Origin of the sequence: Casimicrobium huifangae, from assembly GCF_009746125.1 — a bacterium.
Lineage (GTDB): Bacteria > Pseudomonadota > Gammaproteobacteria > Burkholderiales > Casimicrobiaceae > Casimicrobium > Casimicrobium huifangae.
Genome location: NZ_CP041352.1, coordinates 309,379 through 325,122 on the forward strand (window position 1 = coordinate 309,379; position 15,744 = coordinate 325,122).

Sequence of the window (15,744 nt, forward strand, 5' to 3'; positions counted from 1 at the left end):
GCACGCCAATGTTGACCTGGAGCCTGCAGAACGTGCCAACCAGTGCTGGCACCTGCCACGGCTGCGGTGCCGCTGGCACCCTGCACGCCCACGTAAAGACGGCGCACCAGGCGGACGCTGGTACCGACTGCATTTTCGACCGCTGCAGCAATTGCGGTAGCCTCTCGCTACGTGGGCAAATGATTGCCTTCGAACATCTCTACGACACGGACGAGGCATTGTTCGTGCGCAGCTATGTGGAGAGCAGTGGTGGCCTGTGGGAGATGCTGTGGCCGGTTGCGTTGCTGGCCGATGCTCGCGATCGGTCATTTCTGGAGGTGGGCTGCGGCTTCGGTTTCACCGTCGACTGGTGGCACCGGTGCATGAATGCAGACGCCATCGGCTGCGATCCGGCGATCTACTCAGCCGTGGGGCGCAAGCTGCTCGGATCGCACATCCATAACGCCCTGCTTGCTGATGTCCCGGAAGCGCGTGGTCGCCAGTTTGACCTGATTTATGCCAGCGAGGTGATCGAACACGTCGACAATCCGGTGGCGTTTGTACATGAGCTGGCCGCGCGCCTGACGCCGCGTGGCGTGTTGGTGCTGACGACTCCGGCGGCTGAATTTGTCGCACCCGAAAACTCGGATCACACAGTGACGGCTGCTTTGGCGCCGGGCTTCCATGGCGTGCTTTTCTCGGAAAAGCAGCTCGGTGCCCTGATGCGGCAGAGCGGTTTCGCCTGCGTTGAAACCCGGCGGTACAACGAGCGTCTGGTGTGCTGGTGCAGTGCCGAACCGGTCAGGTTCCTCGGCGGCGCCGACGCGGCGCTGCCGGTTTATTTTGGTTATCTCGCCGATATCGTCAACCGGTTGCAGGTGCTGCAAAGTACCGACAAAGACATCGACTCACAGCGAATCAGTCTGCGCGCCGGAGCGGCCTATCGTCTGTACAAGGAACTGGTGCTGCGTGGGCAAGTAGCGGAAGCGCGTAAGTGGCGGCACGCAGCCCACCGTGACCTGCTGCTGGAGCATCGAACGGGATCGTCGACCGAAGCTGCTGTCGACGCGTTCCTGGCAACCGCCGACGGCTCCTTTGAGACATTCGTGGCTGGCGCCCGTCTTTACCTGCCGCAACTCTGCTTTGTCGAGGGGCAGGTTGCGGAACGCGAAGGCGATGTCGCGTCTGCGGCACGCTGGTACCGTCGCTGCGAAGCAGCCACACGCTGGATTGTTGCCGGCAGCCGGCTGGGCAACATTGAGGCATCGGCCTTCGTGTGGTCGGCGATAGCGGGACTGGTGAGAACTTTCGCCGCTGGCAAGCAACTGCAGGAACTTCAAGGCGCAGCCATGGCAATAGCATTTGCCGTGATCCGGCGCGACTCGCCATATGCATCGGTACCCGATCCGGTGACTGCGGCCAACGGCTTGCTGCAGGCGTTCGCGGCGATGCAGGAAAGTGGCGGTAATCACTTTTCGGGGTTGATCGAAGCAATGCAGCAGCAGAATGTTCCGCCGCATCCGCTGCTGTCCGCCGCTATTGCACTCGCGCGAGCTCGCCATGCGCAGGACATACTTGCTGACCAGGCACTCGCAGGTCGTATCGCGGATGACGCTCGCAAGGCGCTCGACCTGCAGGCGGAAACTCCGGCCGGACGCTGGCTTGGCGCGGACGTCACTGCCAGCCTGCGGCAGGCGCTGACACGCTATGTTCCGACACCAGCGAGCTTCTCCTCGTTGTTCGCACGTTGAGCGACCCGGTGGAGCTGGACAGTACTGCCTTCCGGGGCGCGCGCCGCGTGATGCTGCTGGCGGACGGCCTGATCGCCACGACGGAAATTGTGCGGCGAATGCTGGTACGAGCTGGATTCGAACCAGTCGTGGTGACGCCAGAGACACTCGCGTCGAATCGCCCCTTTTCCCCGCTGGTCATCTCTCGGCTGGCATTGCCCCGTTGCGGCTGGCTCCCCCAATACCTGCGTACTCATGGCGTCGGATACGCGTACTTCCTGGATGACAACTTGTTCGAGATTGATAGCAGGCAGGATCCATACAACGCCGCGTATTTCCGGCGAGCGGGCGTGCGCGACACCCTGTCAACATTTCTGTTGAATGCGCAGGTCGTGTGGGTACAGTCGCCGCCGCTGGCCACCTACTTGCGCGAACAGTTTTCGTCTACTGCGGTGAGCCAGATCAATGCGGGGGTGGACACCGACCTTTTCGAGGCAGCCAGGCAGCGCGCGACGACCGCCGACAAAGAAGGGGATGCATCCACACTGCGTGTTGGCTATCCGACAACGCCCCGCTATCACCTGGCGACACTGATTGCCGGGATTGTCCGCGCGGCCGAAGCTCGATTCGGGAATCGGGTGATATTCGAGTTCGTAGGTTGGTGGCCTGACGAGGTGGCCACGGCAGCCAATGTCCGTACCTTCCCTGCGATTGCCGGATATGACGACTTTGTCAACTTCGCTGCGTCTCGACAGTGGGATGTTGGTCTGGCACCGCTTGGGGACAGCCTGTTCGAAAACTGCAAGACCAACCTCAAGTTTCGCGAGTATGCTGCACTGGGTGTACCCGGTATTTATAGCGATGTGGCGCTTTACAGAAGCTGCGTGGAAGACGGGATCACCGGCCTGCTTTGTGTCAACGACCCCGACGCATGGGTTGCAGCGATCTCAAGGCTGCTTGATGACCGCGATTTGATCGGATCGATCCGTCGCGAATCGGGCGTCTCCGTGTTGACGAGATACAGCAACGCCAGCGTGGCCGAAGCGGTGGCGAATCTATTGCAGCGTCTCGAGGGCGGACAATGACCACCGTATCACGCAACTCACCCTGCCCATGTGGCAGCGGCAGGCGCTACAAGGACTGTTGCGGAGTAATCGCGGCTAGCGGGACCCGCAATCCGGTGGGCCATTCAAGCCCAGCCGGTAGCGGTGAAGCGCTTCTGTTGCGTGCGCTGGAAGCGCAGAAAGCCCGTGATCTGGCAGGTGCCGAGGTGCTATACCGGGACGCCCTGAAGGTTGTGCCAAATCATGCCGACGCCCTGCATATGCTGGGTGTCATTCGCATGGAACGTGGTGATGACGCGGAGGCGGCGCGCCTGATCATGACGGCGCTCGACGAGACAAATTGGCAGATTGGCAGCATGCAGCATAACCTCGGCCTGGCGTTGTCGCGCATGTTGACCGCGCAATCGCTGGCGCATTCCCGGCGCCAACAACCCTCTCCGCGCCGTACACCATCGAATCCCGTGTCGGGTCACGCCGGCGCGACGGTCAGCGTCGTGCTGCCCGTCTACAACCACGAACGCTATGTCGGCGACGCCATCCGATCCGTGCTTGCGCAGGATATACCGCCGCTGGAACTGATCGTGATTGATGATGGATCAACGGATCAGTCGGCAAGCGCCGCTCGACAAGCCATGGAAGGCGCGACGATCAGGTGCCACTTTCTTGCGCGCGAGAATCGCGGCGCTGCGGCAACCCTCAACCAGGCAGTTCAGCTCGCTCGCGGAGACTTCATTCAACCGCTGAACAGTGACGACCTGCTAGGCCCGGGCCGACTATCTGCGATGCTTCGGTGCGTTGCCGAAACTGGCGCCGAGCTTGCATTCTCTGCGGTCGACTGCATCGATGCTGCAGGCTCGCGAATAGACGAATTCGATGACCCCCGGGTGTTCGCCCTTCGCTGCAGCCAGTCGAATATTGCTGACAGCGAGACGGTCGGACTGTCGTTCATTGCCGCCAATCCGGCAGTGTCGACGGGTAACCTGTTCTTTTCCCGGGCACTCTTTGATCGCGTTGGCGGCTTTCAGGACTTGCGCTATCACCATGACTGGGACTTCGTGCTGCGCGCTCTATGGCATACCGAGCCCGAGTACATAGGCAAAGTCCTCTATCGCTACCGTTTTCACGAGCGCAATACGATTTCGGAGCTCGGACCGGCAAAGCGGGAAGAGGTCGACACCATGATGGGAAGTTTTCTTCAGGAGGCACTGTCGCGAGCGCCTACCCATGCTCTTGCGCCTTGTGTCGCCAACTGGGGCAGTACGATCATAGAGACGATATTCAGCAACGGTCTGGCCCGGTTGATACCTCGGACTACGATGACCGACTTCTACCAGCGTATAGTCGCTGCGCAGCCCACCCATCTGGGGGCCGGGATCACTGTCGTCACTGGGTGAGACAATCCGGCGATGCAATTCTTCAAGTATCACGCCCTCGGCAACGACTATCTGGTCATCGATCCGCGCGACTGGCCGACGCAGTTCACCGTGCCGCAGATCGTGCGCATCTGTCATCGCAACTATGGCGTTGGCTCCGACGGCATTTTGTGGGGGCCGCTGCCGGCCCGCGATGGCGCTCCGTTTGCGCTGCGCATCTTCAATCCGGATGGCAGCGAAGCACAGAAAAGCGGGAATGGATTGCGCATCTTCTGCCGTTACCTGTTTGATCGTGGATTGGTGAAACCGGAGCCGTTTCGCGTTCATACGCCCGGCGGCATTGTTGAAGCGACCGTTCATGATCAAGGCCGTAGCGTGACCGTGCAGATGGGCAGGGTCAGTTTTGATTCGACGAAGATACCGGTCGCGGGCGTGCCGCGCGAAGTGATCCGTGAGCAGTTGGCGGTCGATGGCGAGACGCTGCAGTTCACCAGTGCAACCGTCGGTAATCCGCATTGCGTCGTCGAACGCCCGGGCACGACCACGGCGGATGTACATCGACTTGGGCCGTTGGTCGAAAGGCATGCCAACTTTCCCGAGCGCACCAATGTGCAGTTTCTGACGGTGCGTGATCGCGCCAATATCGGCATCGAGATATGGGAACGCGGCGCCGGGTATACGCTGGCATCCGGGTCCAGCTCCAGTGCGGCTGCTGCGGTTGCGCACCGTCTTGGACTGGTCGATCCCGATGTGACCGTACACATGCCAGGCGGACGTATCACGATCAATATTGACCACAACTACGGCATCACGATGACTGGTCCGGTGACGCGTGTCGCCGACGGCACCATGGCCGCAGAAATGCTGGAGGACGCACAATGAGTGATGCAGAGATGGTGAGCGGTGATGACGTCGCAGCATGGCTGAAAGCGAATCCGGATTTCTTCATGGATCACGCCGACGTGTTTTCGGCAATGCGGGTACCGCATCCGCAGGGTGGGCACGCCATCTCGATGGTGGAGCGCCAGCTCATTTCACTGCGTGACCGCAACAGCCAGCTTGAGAAGCAATTGCTGGAGTTGATCGGCTACGGTCAGCACAATGATGGACTGATTGAAAAGCTGCACCGCCTCACACTGGCGCTGCTACGTGCGCCTGATGCTGCACTGACGCTGGCTGTCGTGCAGGAGAGCTTGCGCTCCGACTTTGCCATTCCGTTTTGCGCCGTGCGCTGGTGGGGTTCGTCGCTCGGTGAGCACGGACTTGAGGAAATGCTCGCGTGCAGCGACGAGCTGCGCAGCTACATCGGCGGTCTCGACCGTCCATATGTGGGGCCAAATGCAGCGCACGAGTCGCGTGCCTGGCTGGGTGCGGGCAGTGGCGACACCCGATCATTCGCTTATGTGCCTCTGGTTGACGGCGGAGTGACGGGGGTGTTGATGCTGGCCAGCGAGGATGGCGGACGCTTTACGCCGGACATGGCCACCGACGTCGTCACTCGGCTCGCGCAATTGACCAGCGCTGCGCTTTCCCGCTTTGCGCAGCGCGGGTTCGAGCCGCAGCTCGCCTGAACTGCCTGAGCTGACAGGCGACCACCGGCAGCACCTGGCGATGGATCATCAGGCCGCGCTTGCCTCATTCATTGCCAGCCTGCGCGCGCGCGGCTCCGAGCAAACCCTTGCCCGCTACGAACGAGCTTGCGTTGCCCTGCTCGAGCAACTGGGTGACAAACCTCTGCAGCAGGCTACTCGACACGATATGCAGCGGGCGCTGGCCCGTCTGCATGCCGGCGGCCTGGCGCCGCGCACGCTGGCGGTCACGCTTTCCGCATGGCGCACCTGGTTTCGCCACCTCGCGAAAGTTGGCGAAGCCGACCCGGCAGTATTCAGCGGCATCAAGGCGCCACGAGCGCCAAAGCGGCTGCCAAACGCGTTGACCGAGAGCGAAGCGATGCGGCTGGTTGACGCGCCAGCCTCGGCAGCGGAGCCGCATTCACCCGCGATCGCCGCGCGCGATCAGGCGATGTTTGAAGTGCTCTATGGGTGCGGCATCCGCATCGGCGAACTGGTGGGGCTGGACGTTCGCGATGCCGATCTCGATCGCGGTGAGATGCGCGTGTTTGGCAAGGGGCGAAAGGAACGCGTCGTACCGTTGGGGGCACCGGCGTGCACCGCGATCCGGAAATGGCTCGATCTCAGGTCATCGCTGGTGACCGGGGTGGGATTGCCTGCCCTGTTTGTTGGTGCCCGTGGTGAACGCATCAGTCCGCCAGTGGTGCGGCGCGCACTCAAGCTGCGCGCATTGCAGCAGGGCATTTCCAGTCACGTTTATCCCCATCGCCTGCGCCACTCGTTTGCATCGCACGTGCTGCAGAGCTCGCAGGATCTGCGCGCCGTGCAGGAATTGATGGGGCACGCCAGCATTGCGTCGACTCAGGTCTACACGCATCTGGACTTTCAGCATCTCGCCAAGGTGTACGACCAGGCGCATCCACGCGCTCGCAAGCGCAAGGCGTGATCAAGAGCGCCGAAGCGCAGGTAAAGGCCCTAACGGGCCCGAATGAACGTCACCGGATTGCAGTTCAGCGTCGCCGGATTCAGCTCGCGTCCGCTTTGCGGACGAGCACCGAAGACGACATCCAGCACATCTCCGCGCCATTGCACCCGGTAACTTCCGGCATCGGTGACGTCGTAACCGCCCTGCAACGGGGCGCGGAAGCGGTAAGTCTTGCCGGCGGGCAGCAACAGGTACTCCGACAGCGACGGCGGCATGCGTTTTGCCATTGCACCGATATATGACACGGGCTTTTCGTCACGCTCAACGGTGACGCTATCAGCCAGCCAACCTTCGAACGGCGTATTGCGGCGAAGCAGATATGCAGTTTGCCGGCCACCATTGCGCAACGTCAACGTCAGCATGGCGGCCTGCCCCGGTCGCAAGCGGGCGGGCATCGATGCGCTGCAGGAGAGAGACTCAGGCATCGACACCGTCGCCGCGCCACCGATACCGGGCAAGACACCCGATACCAGCAACGCGGCTGTCGCCAGCGCGTGACGAACAGCGCTGCGGCGGACGTGCGCACCAGTCGGCGACAATCTGCCGCAAGGGGCTGACACGACCGACCACCGCATCAGCCGCTTACTGCTGCGCCGGTGTGTTCTCGGCGAAGTACTCGTGACTGTCGGCGTTCATGATCGCCTGTGACGGATTGCTGATTGCGAGGCTCTTTGCCGCACTCTGACCGTAGGCGTAGTCCTGGGTGCCAGCCACCACCGTAAAGTGCGAGGTCTCGTGAACGAGCGTTCCCGCCTTGGAATCGGTGCCGGTAGCCGGGGCGTTCCAGAACGCGCCGCAGAGATAAATCTTGTACGGTTGCGACGGATAGACGTAGGCGTAGGTGTTGGTCTTCTTGCAGCTGCAGTCAAACACAATCGGCTGTGTGTTGTAGACACTTGAAATGTTGGTGTAGTGCGACTTCACCGTATTCCAGTTCGCCGACGAATAGGTGCCGAACCACGTGCTGTAACGCGGCGTTCCCGACGGCGTGGTGTTGGTCAGGTAGTTTTTGGCGCCATCGGAATAGACCAGCGCATTGCCGAGCGCGGTGACCAGCGACGACTTCTGGCTGGCGGTGCACTTGCCGGTGTAGCTGATGCCGCCGGCGCCTGCGGCCTTGCTGTAGTCGATATCAGTAATGATGTCGCGGAACGGATTTGCCTCGACGCCAATACTGATGCTCTCCGACGGTTGCACGTTGCTGGTTGCAGCATTCTGCGCGACCGTGCCAAAGCTCACCTCAAACGAACCGCCGGAGCTGAGATCGAATGTGCTCGACAATTCGTAGGAAGCAGTGATCGACTGCCCCGGCATCAGCACCACCAGCTCATCGGCCGTCGGGTGGGCGCGTTTGACCAGCGCGGCCGTATAGGGCACCGCGGCGCCATTGCGGGTGACTTTCAGGAAGGAGCGATCGACTTCATCGCCATCGAGCAACCATTGCGGCAGCGTGACTGCTGCAGAGCCAGTGTTGGTGAACTGCACGCTGACCGTCACATCATCGGCGGCGCGGTGATAGGCCTTGGCCGATTGCACGGAGGTTTGCACGGACGCAACGTCCCCGCCCTGCACATTGTCGAGAGAGCGATCGCGCGGTGCTGCGTGAGCGGATGCGATACCAGCGGCGAGCGCCGTCAGGGCGCACAGTTGCCAAATGCGTTTCATCAATACTGCTCCTTATGCCTTGTTCATTGGTATTTGTGATGTTTCGGCGGGCTTTTGGCCACGAAACATCGCAAAACTATGACATTTGCATTGGGGCGTCAATTGCTTGCCGCATTTCAAACGGGGCGAGGTAAACGACTGCGAATCCGCCGCATGCGTGCCACCGCCGGACGCAACCACCACCACGTAAACAGCAGGTAGCCATTCAGTGCGAACCAGAATCCCATCACCGGCAGACCAATCACCACGGGCCATCCGAGTGCGCTTACCCACTCACTCAAGGCCGGCAACCAGCCGCTGGCGCCTGCGGCAGCGTGGTTGAACACGGGCATCACCTGTTCGCCGGGTAGCACGGCGCTGCCGATCTGGAAGGCCAGCGCGTAGAGCGGCACGATGGTAAACGGGTTGGTGTAGAACGTCGTCGCCACCCCCATCACCACATTGGCCCGCAGCATCGAACACAGCACGATGGTTGCGGCCACCTGCAGCGGCCCCGGAATGAGTCCGCAGAGCAGGCCGATGGCGAGGCCACGGGCAAGCGGCCGTCGCGTAAAGGCAAATAGCTCATGACGGTCGAGCCACGGCTTCGCCCAGGCCAGTGATGGCCGGTCCAGCTCGGCCAGTATCCGCGGCTCAATCTGTCGCAACCAGCGCCTGATGCGCATGGCTCAGCCCTCCTTAGTACGGGAGGCGTTGCGGGAAGTCCACAGCGACGCCAGCATCGATGATGCAATGATCGCAGCGGTCACCGCGAGTGCAATGCCAACGGGAATCTTGTAGACATCCAGCAGCAGCATCTTGCCGCCGATGAACACCAGCACCAGCGCCAGACCGTAGGCCAGCAGGTGGAAGCGGCCGGCGAGGTCGGCCAGCAGGAAGTACAGCGCGCGCAGGCCGAGAATGGCGAAGATGTTCGCGGTGAGCACGATGAACGGGTCATCGGTAATGGCAAAGATGGCGGGGATGGAGTCCACCGCAAAGATCACGTCGGTGGTGCCGATCATCACCAGCACCACAAACAGCGGCGTGTAGTGCTTGACGCCATTGACCATGGTGGTGAGCTTCTCGCCGTCAAAGTTCGGTGCAATTTTCATGTGTCCGCGCAGCCACTTGAGCACCGGGTTCTGGTTTATGTCCGGCTCCTTGCCGGCTGCGAGCCACATTTTGGCGCCGGTGAAGACCAGGAAGGCGCCGAACAGATAGAGCACCCAGTGAAACTTGGCCAGCAGCCACGCCCCCACCAGGATCAGGATTGCGCGCAGCACGATGGCGCCAATGATGCCGATGATCAGCGCGCGCTTCTGGAACTCGGCAGGAACCGCGAAGTAAGTGAACAGCATCAGGAAGACGAAGATGTTGTCCACCGACAGGCTCTTCTCGACGAGGTAGCCAGTGATGAACTGCATCGACGTCTCGTTGGCAACGCTTCGACCCTGCGTACCGTCGAGGTACCACCACAGCAGGGCGACGAAAACGAAGGCCAGCGCGAACCAGAGCAGGCTCCAGCCGACGGCCTCGCGGGTGCTGACCCGATGCGCCCCCTGCTTTTGCATGACCAGCAGGTCAACCGCAATCGCAATCACGACAAAGACGGCAAAGCCCGTCCACATCCACCATGTACCAATGGTTTCCATATTCGTTCCAGATTGTGCGCCGCCCGGCCTGACGTAGCAGGCCGTCTTCAGCGGCAATTGAGGGATGCGTCCGTCAGGCGGCGCCGCTGATCGAGGCGACGGCTTTGGTCTGCGTCGCGCGGTTGCGACGGTGGCGCAGGATGAACGCGCCGAGAATGGCGAACGTCAGGATCGCGCCGCTCACTTCATCAAACCAGGAATGCGACGGCAGATACTCGCTCAGCAATTTTTCATCGAGGATCATCTGAGTCGCGGTCCAGATCAGCACGCCAGCGCCGACGGTGATGATCCACGGATGACGGTCAACCAGCTTGAGCACCAGCGTCGAGCCCCAGATCATGATTGGCACACTGATCAGCAGGCCAAGGACAACGAGCAGGAAGCTGCCCTGCGCCGCACCGGCAACGCCCAGCACGTTGTCGACGCCCATCAACGCATCTGCGACGACGATGGTCTTCAGCGCGCCCCAAAAATTGGTGCTCGCGGTGACGTGGTCATCACCGGCATCGTCGGGCGGACTCATCAGTTTGTATGCAACCGGCAGCAAGAGCAGGCCACCTGCCAGCATCAGGCCGGGGATTTTCAGCAGCCAGACGATGCCAAGCGTGAACGCGATGCGGATCGCGATCGCACCTGCGGTGCCCCAGAGAATCACCCGTTTCTGCAAATGCGCCGGCACGTTGCGGGCGGCGAGACCGATGACCAGCGCATTGTCGCCAGCGAGCACCAGGTCAATGACGATGATGGTCAGCAAGGCCATCAGGAAGGTGGTGGAAAAGATGTCCATGGGTAGTAGTGGTTCGCGATTGCGCTGATAACAACAGTCTTTCGGCGCAGGGCAAGGACCGCCGCCGGGGAACGCACATGGAATGGTCAGGTGACCCGTGCCTTCGCCAGCAGCCGCACATGCCGTGCAGTTCAATAGCGAAGGTCTTGCTAGACGGCCCGGACGCGGACCATCCACCACAACCGGAGGACCACCGGGGGTGATCGCTCGTACTGACGACTGTGGTGCGGGAGCTACTCCCCTTCAATTCTGCGATTTTGACACGGCAGGACTAATTCGCAAACAGAAATTTGCGGCTACTTTTTGTTGAAATCCAATACACGTAAGGCCTGCAGCCTGATTTACGAAATTTGCGACTTTGTCGAAATTGCTCTCTGAGCCCTCGTCAAATGGTCATTTCAAAGAAAAGCCATTAAATATGTAAAAACGAGACGTAGTGTTTCGGTAATTGCGTCATTGGTACCAAGGCGATTCTTTGATGTCCAGGCTGCGATACAGGTGGCCGGTCGGCGCTGACACCGCAATCAACGCGCTGAGCACTGCTCACGCAGCGGCGGAAAGGGAAGTGCCCGCCCTTTGCCACGCCGTCCCCACGATTGGGCGCTTGTCCAAAATATTTTCAATCTGTCGCTGGATGACAGCGCTAACAGGAGACTACAGCGGATAATCATTGGCGATGGCAATGAGGAGCGTTGCCGTATGCACATGTTGCAAAACACAGGAGGAAACCCCATGACCCGCACCACCCGCGTCGCGCGTACTGCGCTCGCCATCGCCACTGCCTGCGCACTCGCTGCGCCCGCGCTGGCCCAGGAAAAAGTCACCGTATGGTTCACCAAAGGCTTCTACAAGGCCGAGGATGACGCGCTCTACGAAGTCATCAAGAAGTACGAAGCGAAGAACCCTGGAGTCAAGGTCGATCTCTCGCTGTATGGCACCGAGGACTGCAACACCAAATCGGTCGGTGCGGTTGATTCCGGCACGCCGCCGGACGTTGGCTTCTGCACGACGTATGACTTCCGCGTCACTGGCAAGTGGGCCTACGAAGGCAAGCTGGAAGACGTGACCGACATCATCGCGCCGCTGTCGGACAAATTCCTGCCGACCACCACGTCGACGACCTATCTCTACAACGACAAGGCCAAGCGCAAGGCGTATTACGCCATGCCGATCCAGCGCCAGACGATGCACTTCAACTACTGGAAGGACATGCTGGAGGAAGCCGGATTCAAGGAGAACCAGATTCCCAATACCTGGAATGAGTTCTGGGGCTTCTGGTGCGACAAGGTGCAGCCGGCTTACCGCAAGAAAACCGGCAAGCGCATCTTCGCCATTGGCCATCCGATGGGCGTGGCGGCGTCCGATACCTTCTATTCGTTCCTGACCTTTGCTGCTGCCCACAACGCGCAGATCGTTGATGAGAACGGCAAGATCGTGCTCGACCAGCCGAAAAATCGTCAGGCGATGATCAACGCGGTGCGCGACTATTCGAGCATTGCCGAGAAGGGCTGCACGCCGCCGTCGTCGGTGAACTGGCTTGATCCTGACAACAACGTCGCCTTCCACAACAAGCAGACGATTGCCACGCACAACGCGACGATCTCGATCGCCGCCAAGTGGCTGGACGATGCGAAGAACCAGTCGCTGACGGCTGAACAACGCGCCCAGGCCGACAAAAACTACAAGGAAAACGTGCGCACCATCGGCTTTCCGAAGAAGCCCGACGGCAGCACCATGACGCATCTGGTGGCGGTGAAGACGGCGGTCGTGTTTGCCGAAGGCAAGAACAAACGTCGCGGCAAGGAATTCCTTGCCTTCCTGATGCAGGATGAAAACCTGACGCCGTTCGTCGAAGGCTCGCTCGGCCGCTGGTATCCGGTAACCAAGAGCGGCGCAACACGCCCGTTCTGGACTGATGGCACCGATTTCCATCGCGCCAAGGTCTATGGCCAATTCAACGAATACACGCAGCCGTTCCAGTTCGTCTACAACTACAAGTTCACCATCGTGAACTCGGAAAACGTTTGGGCCAAGGCGATTCAGCGTGTGGTTAACGACAAGGTGAAGCCTGAGCAAGCGACCGACGAGATGATTGCCCGCATCAAGCAGCTTGCCGGGTAGTTCATCCAACGCCCGATGGGTGACCTGTGACGGGTGACGACAGCCAACGGCTGCCGTCGCCCGCCCATATTGCTAGGACTCCGCCTTGAATACAGCTGCCGCCACCGGCCACAAACGCTTCAACTCATGGCAAATGTGGGGCGCGCTGCTGCTCGTCCCCTACGTGCTGGTGTTCGCCGTATTCGTGATCTATCCCGTTGTCTACGGCCTCTGGGTGGCACGCAACCCGGATAGCTACGTGCGGCTGTTCCAGGACCCGGTGTTTCCGCGCACCGTCGTCAATACGCTGATCTTTCTGCTGGTCGGCGTCAATCTGAAGTTTCTGATCGCGCTTGGTCTGTCGGGCTTCTTCGTGCAGCAAAAGCGCTGGATTCAGGCGCTGCTCCTGCTGTTCCTGCTGCCGTGGGCGATCCCGAGCATTCCGACGATCCTGTCGTTCCGCTTCATGCTCAACCCCGAGTGGGGTTTGATCAACAACACCATATTCCGGTTGTTCGGCATTGACGGTCCGGGCTGGTTGACCGAGCCTGCATTGGCGTTTGCCAGTTCGGTGCTGGTACACATCTGGAAGAGCCTGCCGTTCTGGACGCTGATTCTGATCACCGGGCGCCTCGCGATTCCGACCGAGCTCTACGAGGCCGCGAGCGTTGATGGCGCCAGCCGCTGGCAGCAGTTCCGCTTCATCACCTGGCCGGCGCTGGCGACGCTATATCTCACCTCGACCATGCTGTCGATGGTGTGGACGCTGGGCGATTTCAACAGCGTTTACCTGCTCACCGGCGGTGGGCCGGGTGACCAGACGCATGTGCTGGCGACGTTGGGCATTCGCTATCTGCGTATCGATCAGCTTGATCTGGCGATGGCCAGCATCGTGATGGCGATGCCGCTGGTGCTGCCACTGGTGATTTTCATGGTGCGACGTCTGGCCGCCGGCGAAGCCAAGTTGGCGCACTGAGGACTGGAGACCATGCGCAAATATCTGAACGAGGCCGGGCTCTGGCTGATCGGTCTGCCGGTGTTCCTGTGGACCGTGATTCCGATCTGGCATCTCACGGTGCTGTCGTTTTCACCGAAGGACGACGTGACTGCCGGCACCTGGCTGCCGAGCCAGTTCACGGTGCAGAACTTCGAAATCATCGCCGGCCAGAAGCACTACTACCTCAATCACTTCTGGCAGCAGTTCGGCAATTCGCTGTTCATCGCCGTTGCTGCTGGCCTGCTCACGTTGGGTATCGCCACTTTCGCCGCCTTTTCCATCTCGCGTCTGAAGACGCGCGGAGGCAGTATGGTGATGAACTTCGCGCTGGCGACCTATCTGATTCCCGCAGCGTTTCTTGCGGTGCCGATGTACAAGGTGATGGGTCAGTATGGCCTGCTCAACTCGCAGTGGTCGCTGATCCTCGCGATGGTCACGCTGGCGTCGCCGTACGCGATCTGGGTGCTCAAGCAGGCGAGTGACAAGCTGCCTTACGAGCTGGATGAAGCCGCCATCATGGACGGTGCCACGCCACTGCAAATCCTGCGGCTTGTGTATCTGCCGCTGATGAAACCCTCGCTGGTGGCGATTGGTACCTACGCGCTGCTGCTGGCGTGGAATGAGTATCTTTATGCCTTCCTGTTGCTGTCGAAGGATTCCGATGTCACGCTGGCGGTTGCGCTCGGGCACTTTCTCAGCGCCGACGATTCGCCGTGGAATCTGCTGATGGCGACCGGTCTCGTCTACGCACTTCCGCCGGCCGCCATTTACTACGCGTTCCGGAAATACATGGTGGGTGGTCTGACCGCAGGAGCCACGAAAGGATAATCGTCCGCAAGGAGGATATCCATGCGTCCCATTCACGCTGCAAAGGCAGTATGTGCGGCGACGGTCGCATTGACCATTGCGTTGTTCGCCGCTGGTTCGGCTACCGCGCAATCGCCACAGTGGCCGATTCCCGGCAAGACCATCCGCATCGTGCTGCCGTTCCCGGCCGGCGGCGCCGGCACCGACATGATGGCCCGTCTCGTTGGCAAGAAACTATCCGAGGACGTGGGCGTGCCGGTCGTGGTCGACAACAAACCTGGCGCCTCGACCATCATCGGCGCGCAGGAGGTGGCGAAAGCCTCGCCGGACGGCCATACGCTGCTCTACACGATCGTCATCACCCACACGCAGAATCCGCATCTGTTTGCGAAGCTGCCTTACGATCCCTTCAAGGACTTCACGCCACTATCGCAGGTGGCGCGTTCCGCCACCGTACTGGTTGCCAACAAGGATGCGCCCTTCAATGATTTCAAGGGCATGCTTGCTTACGGCAAGGCCAATCCCGGCAAGCTGAACGTGGCGTCGTACAGCCCCGGCTCCACGGCGCATCTGAATGCAGAGATGTTGCGAGTTGCCTCTGGCATCGACATGGTGCACGTGCCGTACAAGGGCGTCGCCGACGCCCAGAAGGCGCTGATGGCGGGTGAAGTGCAGCTTTACTTTGATGGCACCGCGAGTGCGGTGACCGCTATCAAGGCCGGCACTGCCAAAGGCATGGCAACGGCGACCGACAAGCGCGTACCGGTGCTGCCTGATCTGCCCACCATCGCCGAACACGGCGTTGCCGGCATCGACATTGTCGGCTGGCAGGGCTTCTTTGGCCCAGGTGGCATGCACCCCGACGTGGTGAAGAAAATCTCGGCAGCGCTGGCGAAGATCGTCAAAAGCGATGAGATCAGCAACCTGATCCGCAGCCAGGGCAATGAGCCCACTGGCACAGGTAGCGACGAATTCTCAAAGATCGTACGCAATGACTACGAACGCTGGGGCGCGGTGATCAAGCGCACCGGCATCAAGCTGGAGCAGTAAGC

Annotated in this window: 15 protein-coding genes and 1 pseudogene; 11 read left to right on the plus strand and 5 right to left on the minus strand. The window is 60.7% G+C overall.

Annotation, left to right across the window (positions count from 1 at the left end):
* Window positions 1-8 precede the first annotated feature (8 nt).
* From FKL89_RS01405 to FKL89_RS01430, 7 genes and pseudogenes are all read left to right on the plus strand, one after another.
* Window positions 9-1,730 carry a class I SAM-dependent methyltransferase gene (locus FKL89_RS01405; protein ID WP_156860941.1) on the plus strand — a complete coding sequence of 574 codons (1,722 nt, stop codon included), beginning with the start codon at window positions 9-11 and terminating at the stop codon, window positions 1,728-1,730.
* The gene (locus FKL89_RS01410) at window positions 1,727-2,794 is read left to right on the plus strand and encodes a glycosyltransferase (protein WP_156860942.1); all 1,068 of its coding nucleotides are present in this window, start codon (window positions 1,727-1,729) and stop codon (window positions 2,792-2,794) included. The genes FKL89_RS01405 and FKL89_RS01410 overlap by 4 nt, the downstream gene beginning before the upstream one ends.
* Window positions 2,791-2,859: pseudogene (locus FKL89_RS20530) on the plus strand (SEC-C metal-binding domain-containing protein); the annotation flags it as partial. The gene FKL89_RS01410 and the pseudogene FKL89_RS20530, both read left to right, overlap by 4 nt.
* Before the next feature lie 72 nt (window positions 2,860-2,931).
* Window positions 2,932-4,167: a glycosyltransferase family 2 protein gene (locus FKL89_RS01415; RefSeq protein ID WP_162527345.1), complete on the plus strand. Its 1,236-nt coding sequence runs from the start codon at window positions 2,932-2,934 to the stop codon at window positions 4,165-4,167.
* 12 nt (window positions 4,168-4,179) lie between these two features.
* The gene (dapF, locus tag FKL89_RS01420) at window positions 4,180-5,028 is read left to right on the plus strand and encodes a diaminopimelate epimerase (protein WP_156860943.1); all 849 of its coding nucleotides are present in this window, start codon (window positions 4,180-4,182) and stop codon (window positions 5,026-5,028) included.
* Entirely contained in the window at window positions 5,025-5,717 is a 693-nt protein-coding gene (locus tag FKL89_RS01425) for a DUF484 family protein (RefSeq protein WP_156860944.1), read from the plus strand. Before dapF ends, FKL89_RS01425 begins: the two co-directional genes overlap by 4 nt.
* 40 nt (window positions 5,718-5,757) lie before the next feature.
* Window positions 5,758-6,663: a tyrosine recombinase XerC gene (locus FKL89_RS01430; protein WP_156860945.1), complete on the plus strand. Its 906-nt coding sequence runs from the start codon at window positions 5,758-5,760 to the stop codon at window positions 6,661-6,663.
* Window positions 6,664-6,692: 29 nt separating this feature from the next.
* On the opposite strand, the gene FKL89_RS01435 is transcribed toward FKL89_RS01430, so the two are convergent.
* The 5 genes from FKL89_RS01435 to FKL89_RS01460 all read right to left on the minus strand — a co-directional run bounded on the left by FKL89_RS01435 (window position 6,693) and on the right by FKL89_RS01460 (window position 10,788).
* Window positions 6,693-7,262: a hypothetical protein gene (locus FKL89_RS01435; protein ID WP_238363453.1), complete on the minus strand. Its 570-nt coding sequence runs from the start codon at window positions 7,260-7,262 to the stop codon at window positions 6,693-6,695.
* A gap of 22 nt (window positions 7,263-7,284) precedes the next feature.
* Window positions 7,285-8,367, minus strand: a complete 1,083-nt coding sequence (locus FKL89_RS01445) for a M35 family metalloendopeptidase (RefSeq protein ID WP_156860948.1) — start codon at window positions 8,365-8,367, stop codon at window positions 7,285-7,287.
* Between the two features lie 116 nt (window positions 8,368-8,483).
* Window positions 8,484-9,032, minus strand: a complete 549-nt coding sequence (locus FKL89_RS01450; RefSeq protein ID WP_156860949.1) for a DUF2062 domain-containing protein — start codon at window positions 9,030-9,032, stop codon at window positions 8,484-8,486.
* A 3-nt stretch (window positions 9,033-9,035) separates the two neighbouring features.
* Window positions 9,036-10,001 carry a TerC family protein gene (locus FKL89_RS01455; RefSeq protein ID WP_156860950.1) on the minus strand — a complete coding sequence of 322 codons (966 nt, stop codon included), beginning with the start codon at window positions 9,999-10,001 and terminating at the stop codon, window positions 9,036-9,038.
* A 73-nt stretch (window positions 10,002-10,074) separates the two neighbouring features.
* Window positions 10,075-10,788 (minus strand): TerC family protein, encoded by a 714-nt coding sequence (locus FKL89_RS01460; RefSeq protein ID WP_156860951.1) that lies wholly within the window; start codon window positions 10,786-10,788, stop codon window positions 10,075-10,077.
* Between the two features lie 732 nt (window positions 10,789-11,520).
* Between FKL89_RS01460 and FKL89_RS01465 the strand changes: the two genes are divergently transcribed.
* The 4 genes from FKL89_RS01465 (at window position 11,521) to FKL89_RS01480 (ending at window position 15,742) form a co-directional block, all read left to right on the plus strand.
* Window positions 11,521-12,909, plus strand: a complete 1,389-nt coding sequence (locus FKL89_RS01465; protein ID WP_156860952.1) for an ABC transporter substrate-binding protein — start codon at window positions 11,521-11,523, stop codon at window positions 12,907-12,909.
* A gap of 133 nt (window positions 12,910-13,042) precedes the next feature.
* Entirely contained in the window at window positions 13,043-13,864 is an 822-nt protein-coding gene (locus FKL89_RS01470) for a carbohydrate ABC transporter permease (RefSeq protein ID WP_156864504.1), read from the plus strand.
* A gap of 12 nt (window positions 13,865-13,876) precedes the next feature.
* A complete protein-coding gene (locus FKL89_RS01475; RefSeq protein WP_156860953.1) occupies window positions 13,877-14,713 on the plus strand; it encodes a carbohydrate ABC transporter permease in 837 nt (278 codons plus the stop codon).
* A 21-nt stretch (window positions 14,714-14,734) separates the two neighbouring features.
* Window positions 14,735-15,742: a Bug family tripartite tricarboxylate transporter substrate binding protein gene (locus tag FKL89_RS01480; RefSeq protein WP_156860954.1), complete on the plus strand. Its 1,008-nt coding sequence runs from the start codon at window positions 14,735-14,737 to the stop codon at window positions 15,740-15,742.
* Window positions 15,743-15,744 lie beyond the last annotated feature (2 nt).

Excerpts from the sequence above, each read along its gene's own strand:
- FKL89_RS01460 (WP_156860951.1), bottom strand. The coding sequence starts at position 10,788 with ATGGACATCTTTTCCACCACCTTCCTGATGGCCTTGCTGACCATCATC.
- FKL89_RS01405 (WP_156860941.1), top strand. The coding sequence starts at position 9 with ATGTTGACCTGGAGCCTGCAGAACGTGCCAACCAGTGCTGGCACCTGC.
- FKL89_RS01455 (WP_156860950.1), bottom strand. The coding sequence starts at position 10,001 with ATGGAAACCATTGGTACATGGTGGATGTGGACGGGCTTTGCCGTCTTT.
- FKL89_RS01470 (WP_156864504.1), top strand. The coding sequence starts at position 13,043 with ATGTGGGGCGCGCTGCTGCTCGTCCCCTACGTGCTGGTGTTCGCCGTA.
- FKL89_RS01475 (WP_156860953.1), top strand. The coding sequence starts at position 13,877 with ATGCGCAAATATCTGAACGAGGCCGGGCTCTGGCTGATCGGTCTGCCG.
- FKL89_RS01445 (WP_156860948.1), bottom strand. The coding sequence starts at position 8,367 with ATGAAACGCATTTGGCAACTGTGCGCCCTGACGGCGCTCGCCGCTGGT.
- FKL89_RS01465 (WP_156860952.1), top strand. The coding sequence starts at position 11,521 with ATGACCCGCACCACCCGCGTCGCGCGTACTGCGCTCGCCATCGCCACT.
- FKL89_RS01450 (WP_156860949.1), bottom strand. The coding sequence starts at position 9,032 with ATGCGCATCAGGCGCTGGTTGCGACAGATTGAGCCGCGGATACTGGCC.
- dapF (WP_156860943.1), top strand. The coding sequence starts at position 4,180 with ATGCAATTCTTCAAGTATCACGCCCTCGGCAACGACTATCTGGTCATC.
- FKL89_RS01430 (WP_156860945.1), top strand. The coding sequence starts at position 5,758 with ATGGATCATCAGGCCGCGCTTGCCTCATTCATTGCCAGCCTGCGCGCG.
- FKL89_RS01425 (WP_156860944.1), top strand. The coding sequence starts at position 5,025 with ATGAGTGATGCAGAGATGGTGAGCGGTGATGACGTCGCAGCATGGCTG.
- FKL89_RS01480 (WP_156860954.1), top strand. The coding sequence starts at position 14,735 with ATGCGTCCCATTCACGCTGCAAAGGCAGTATGTGCGGCGACGGTCGCA.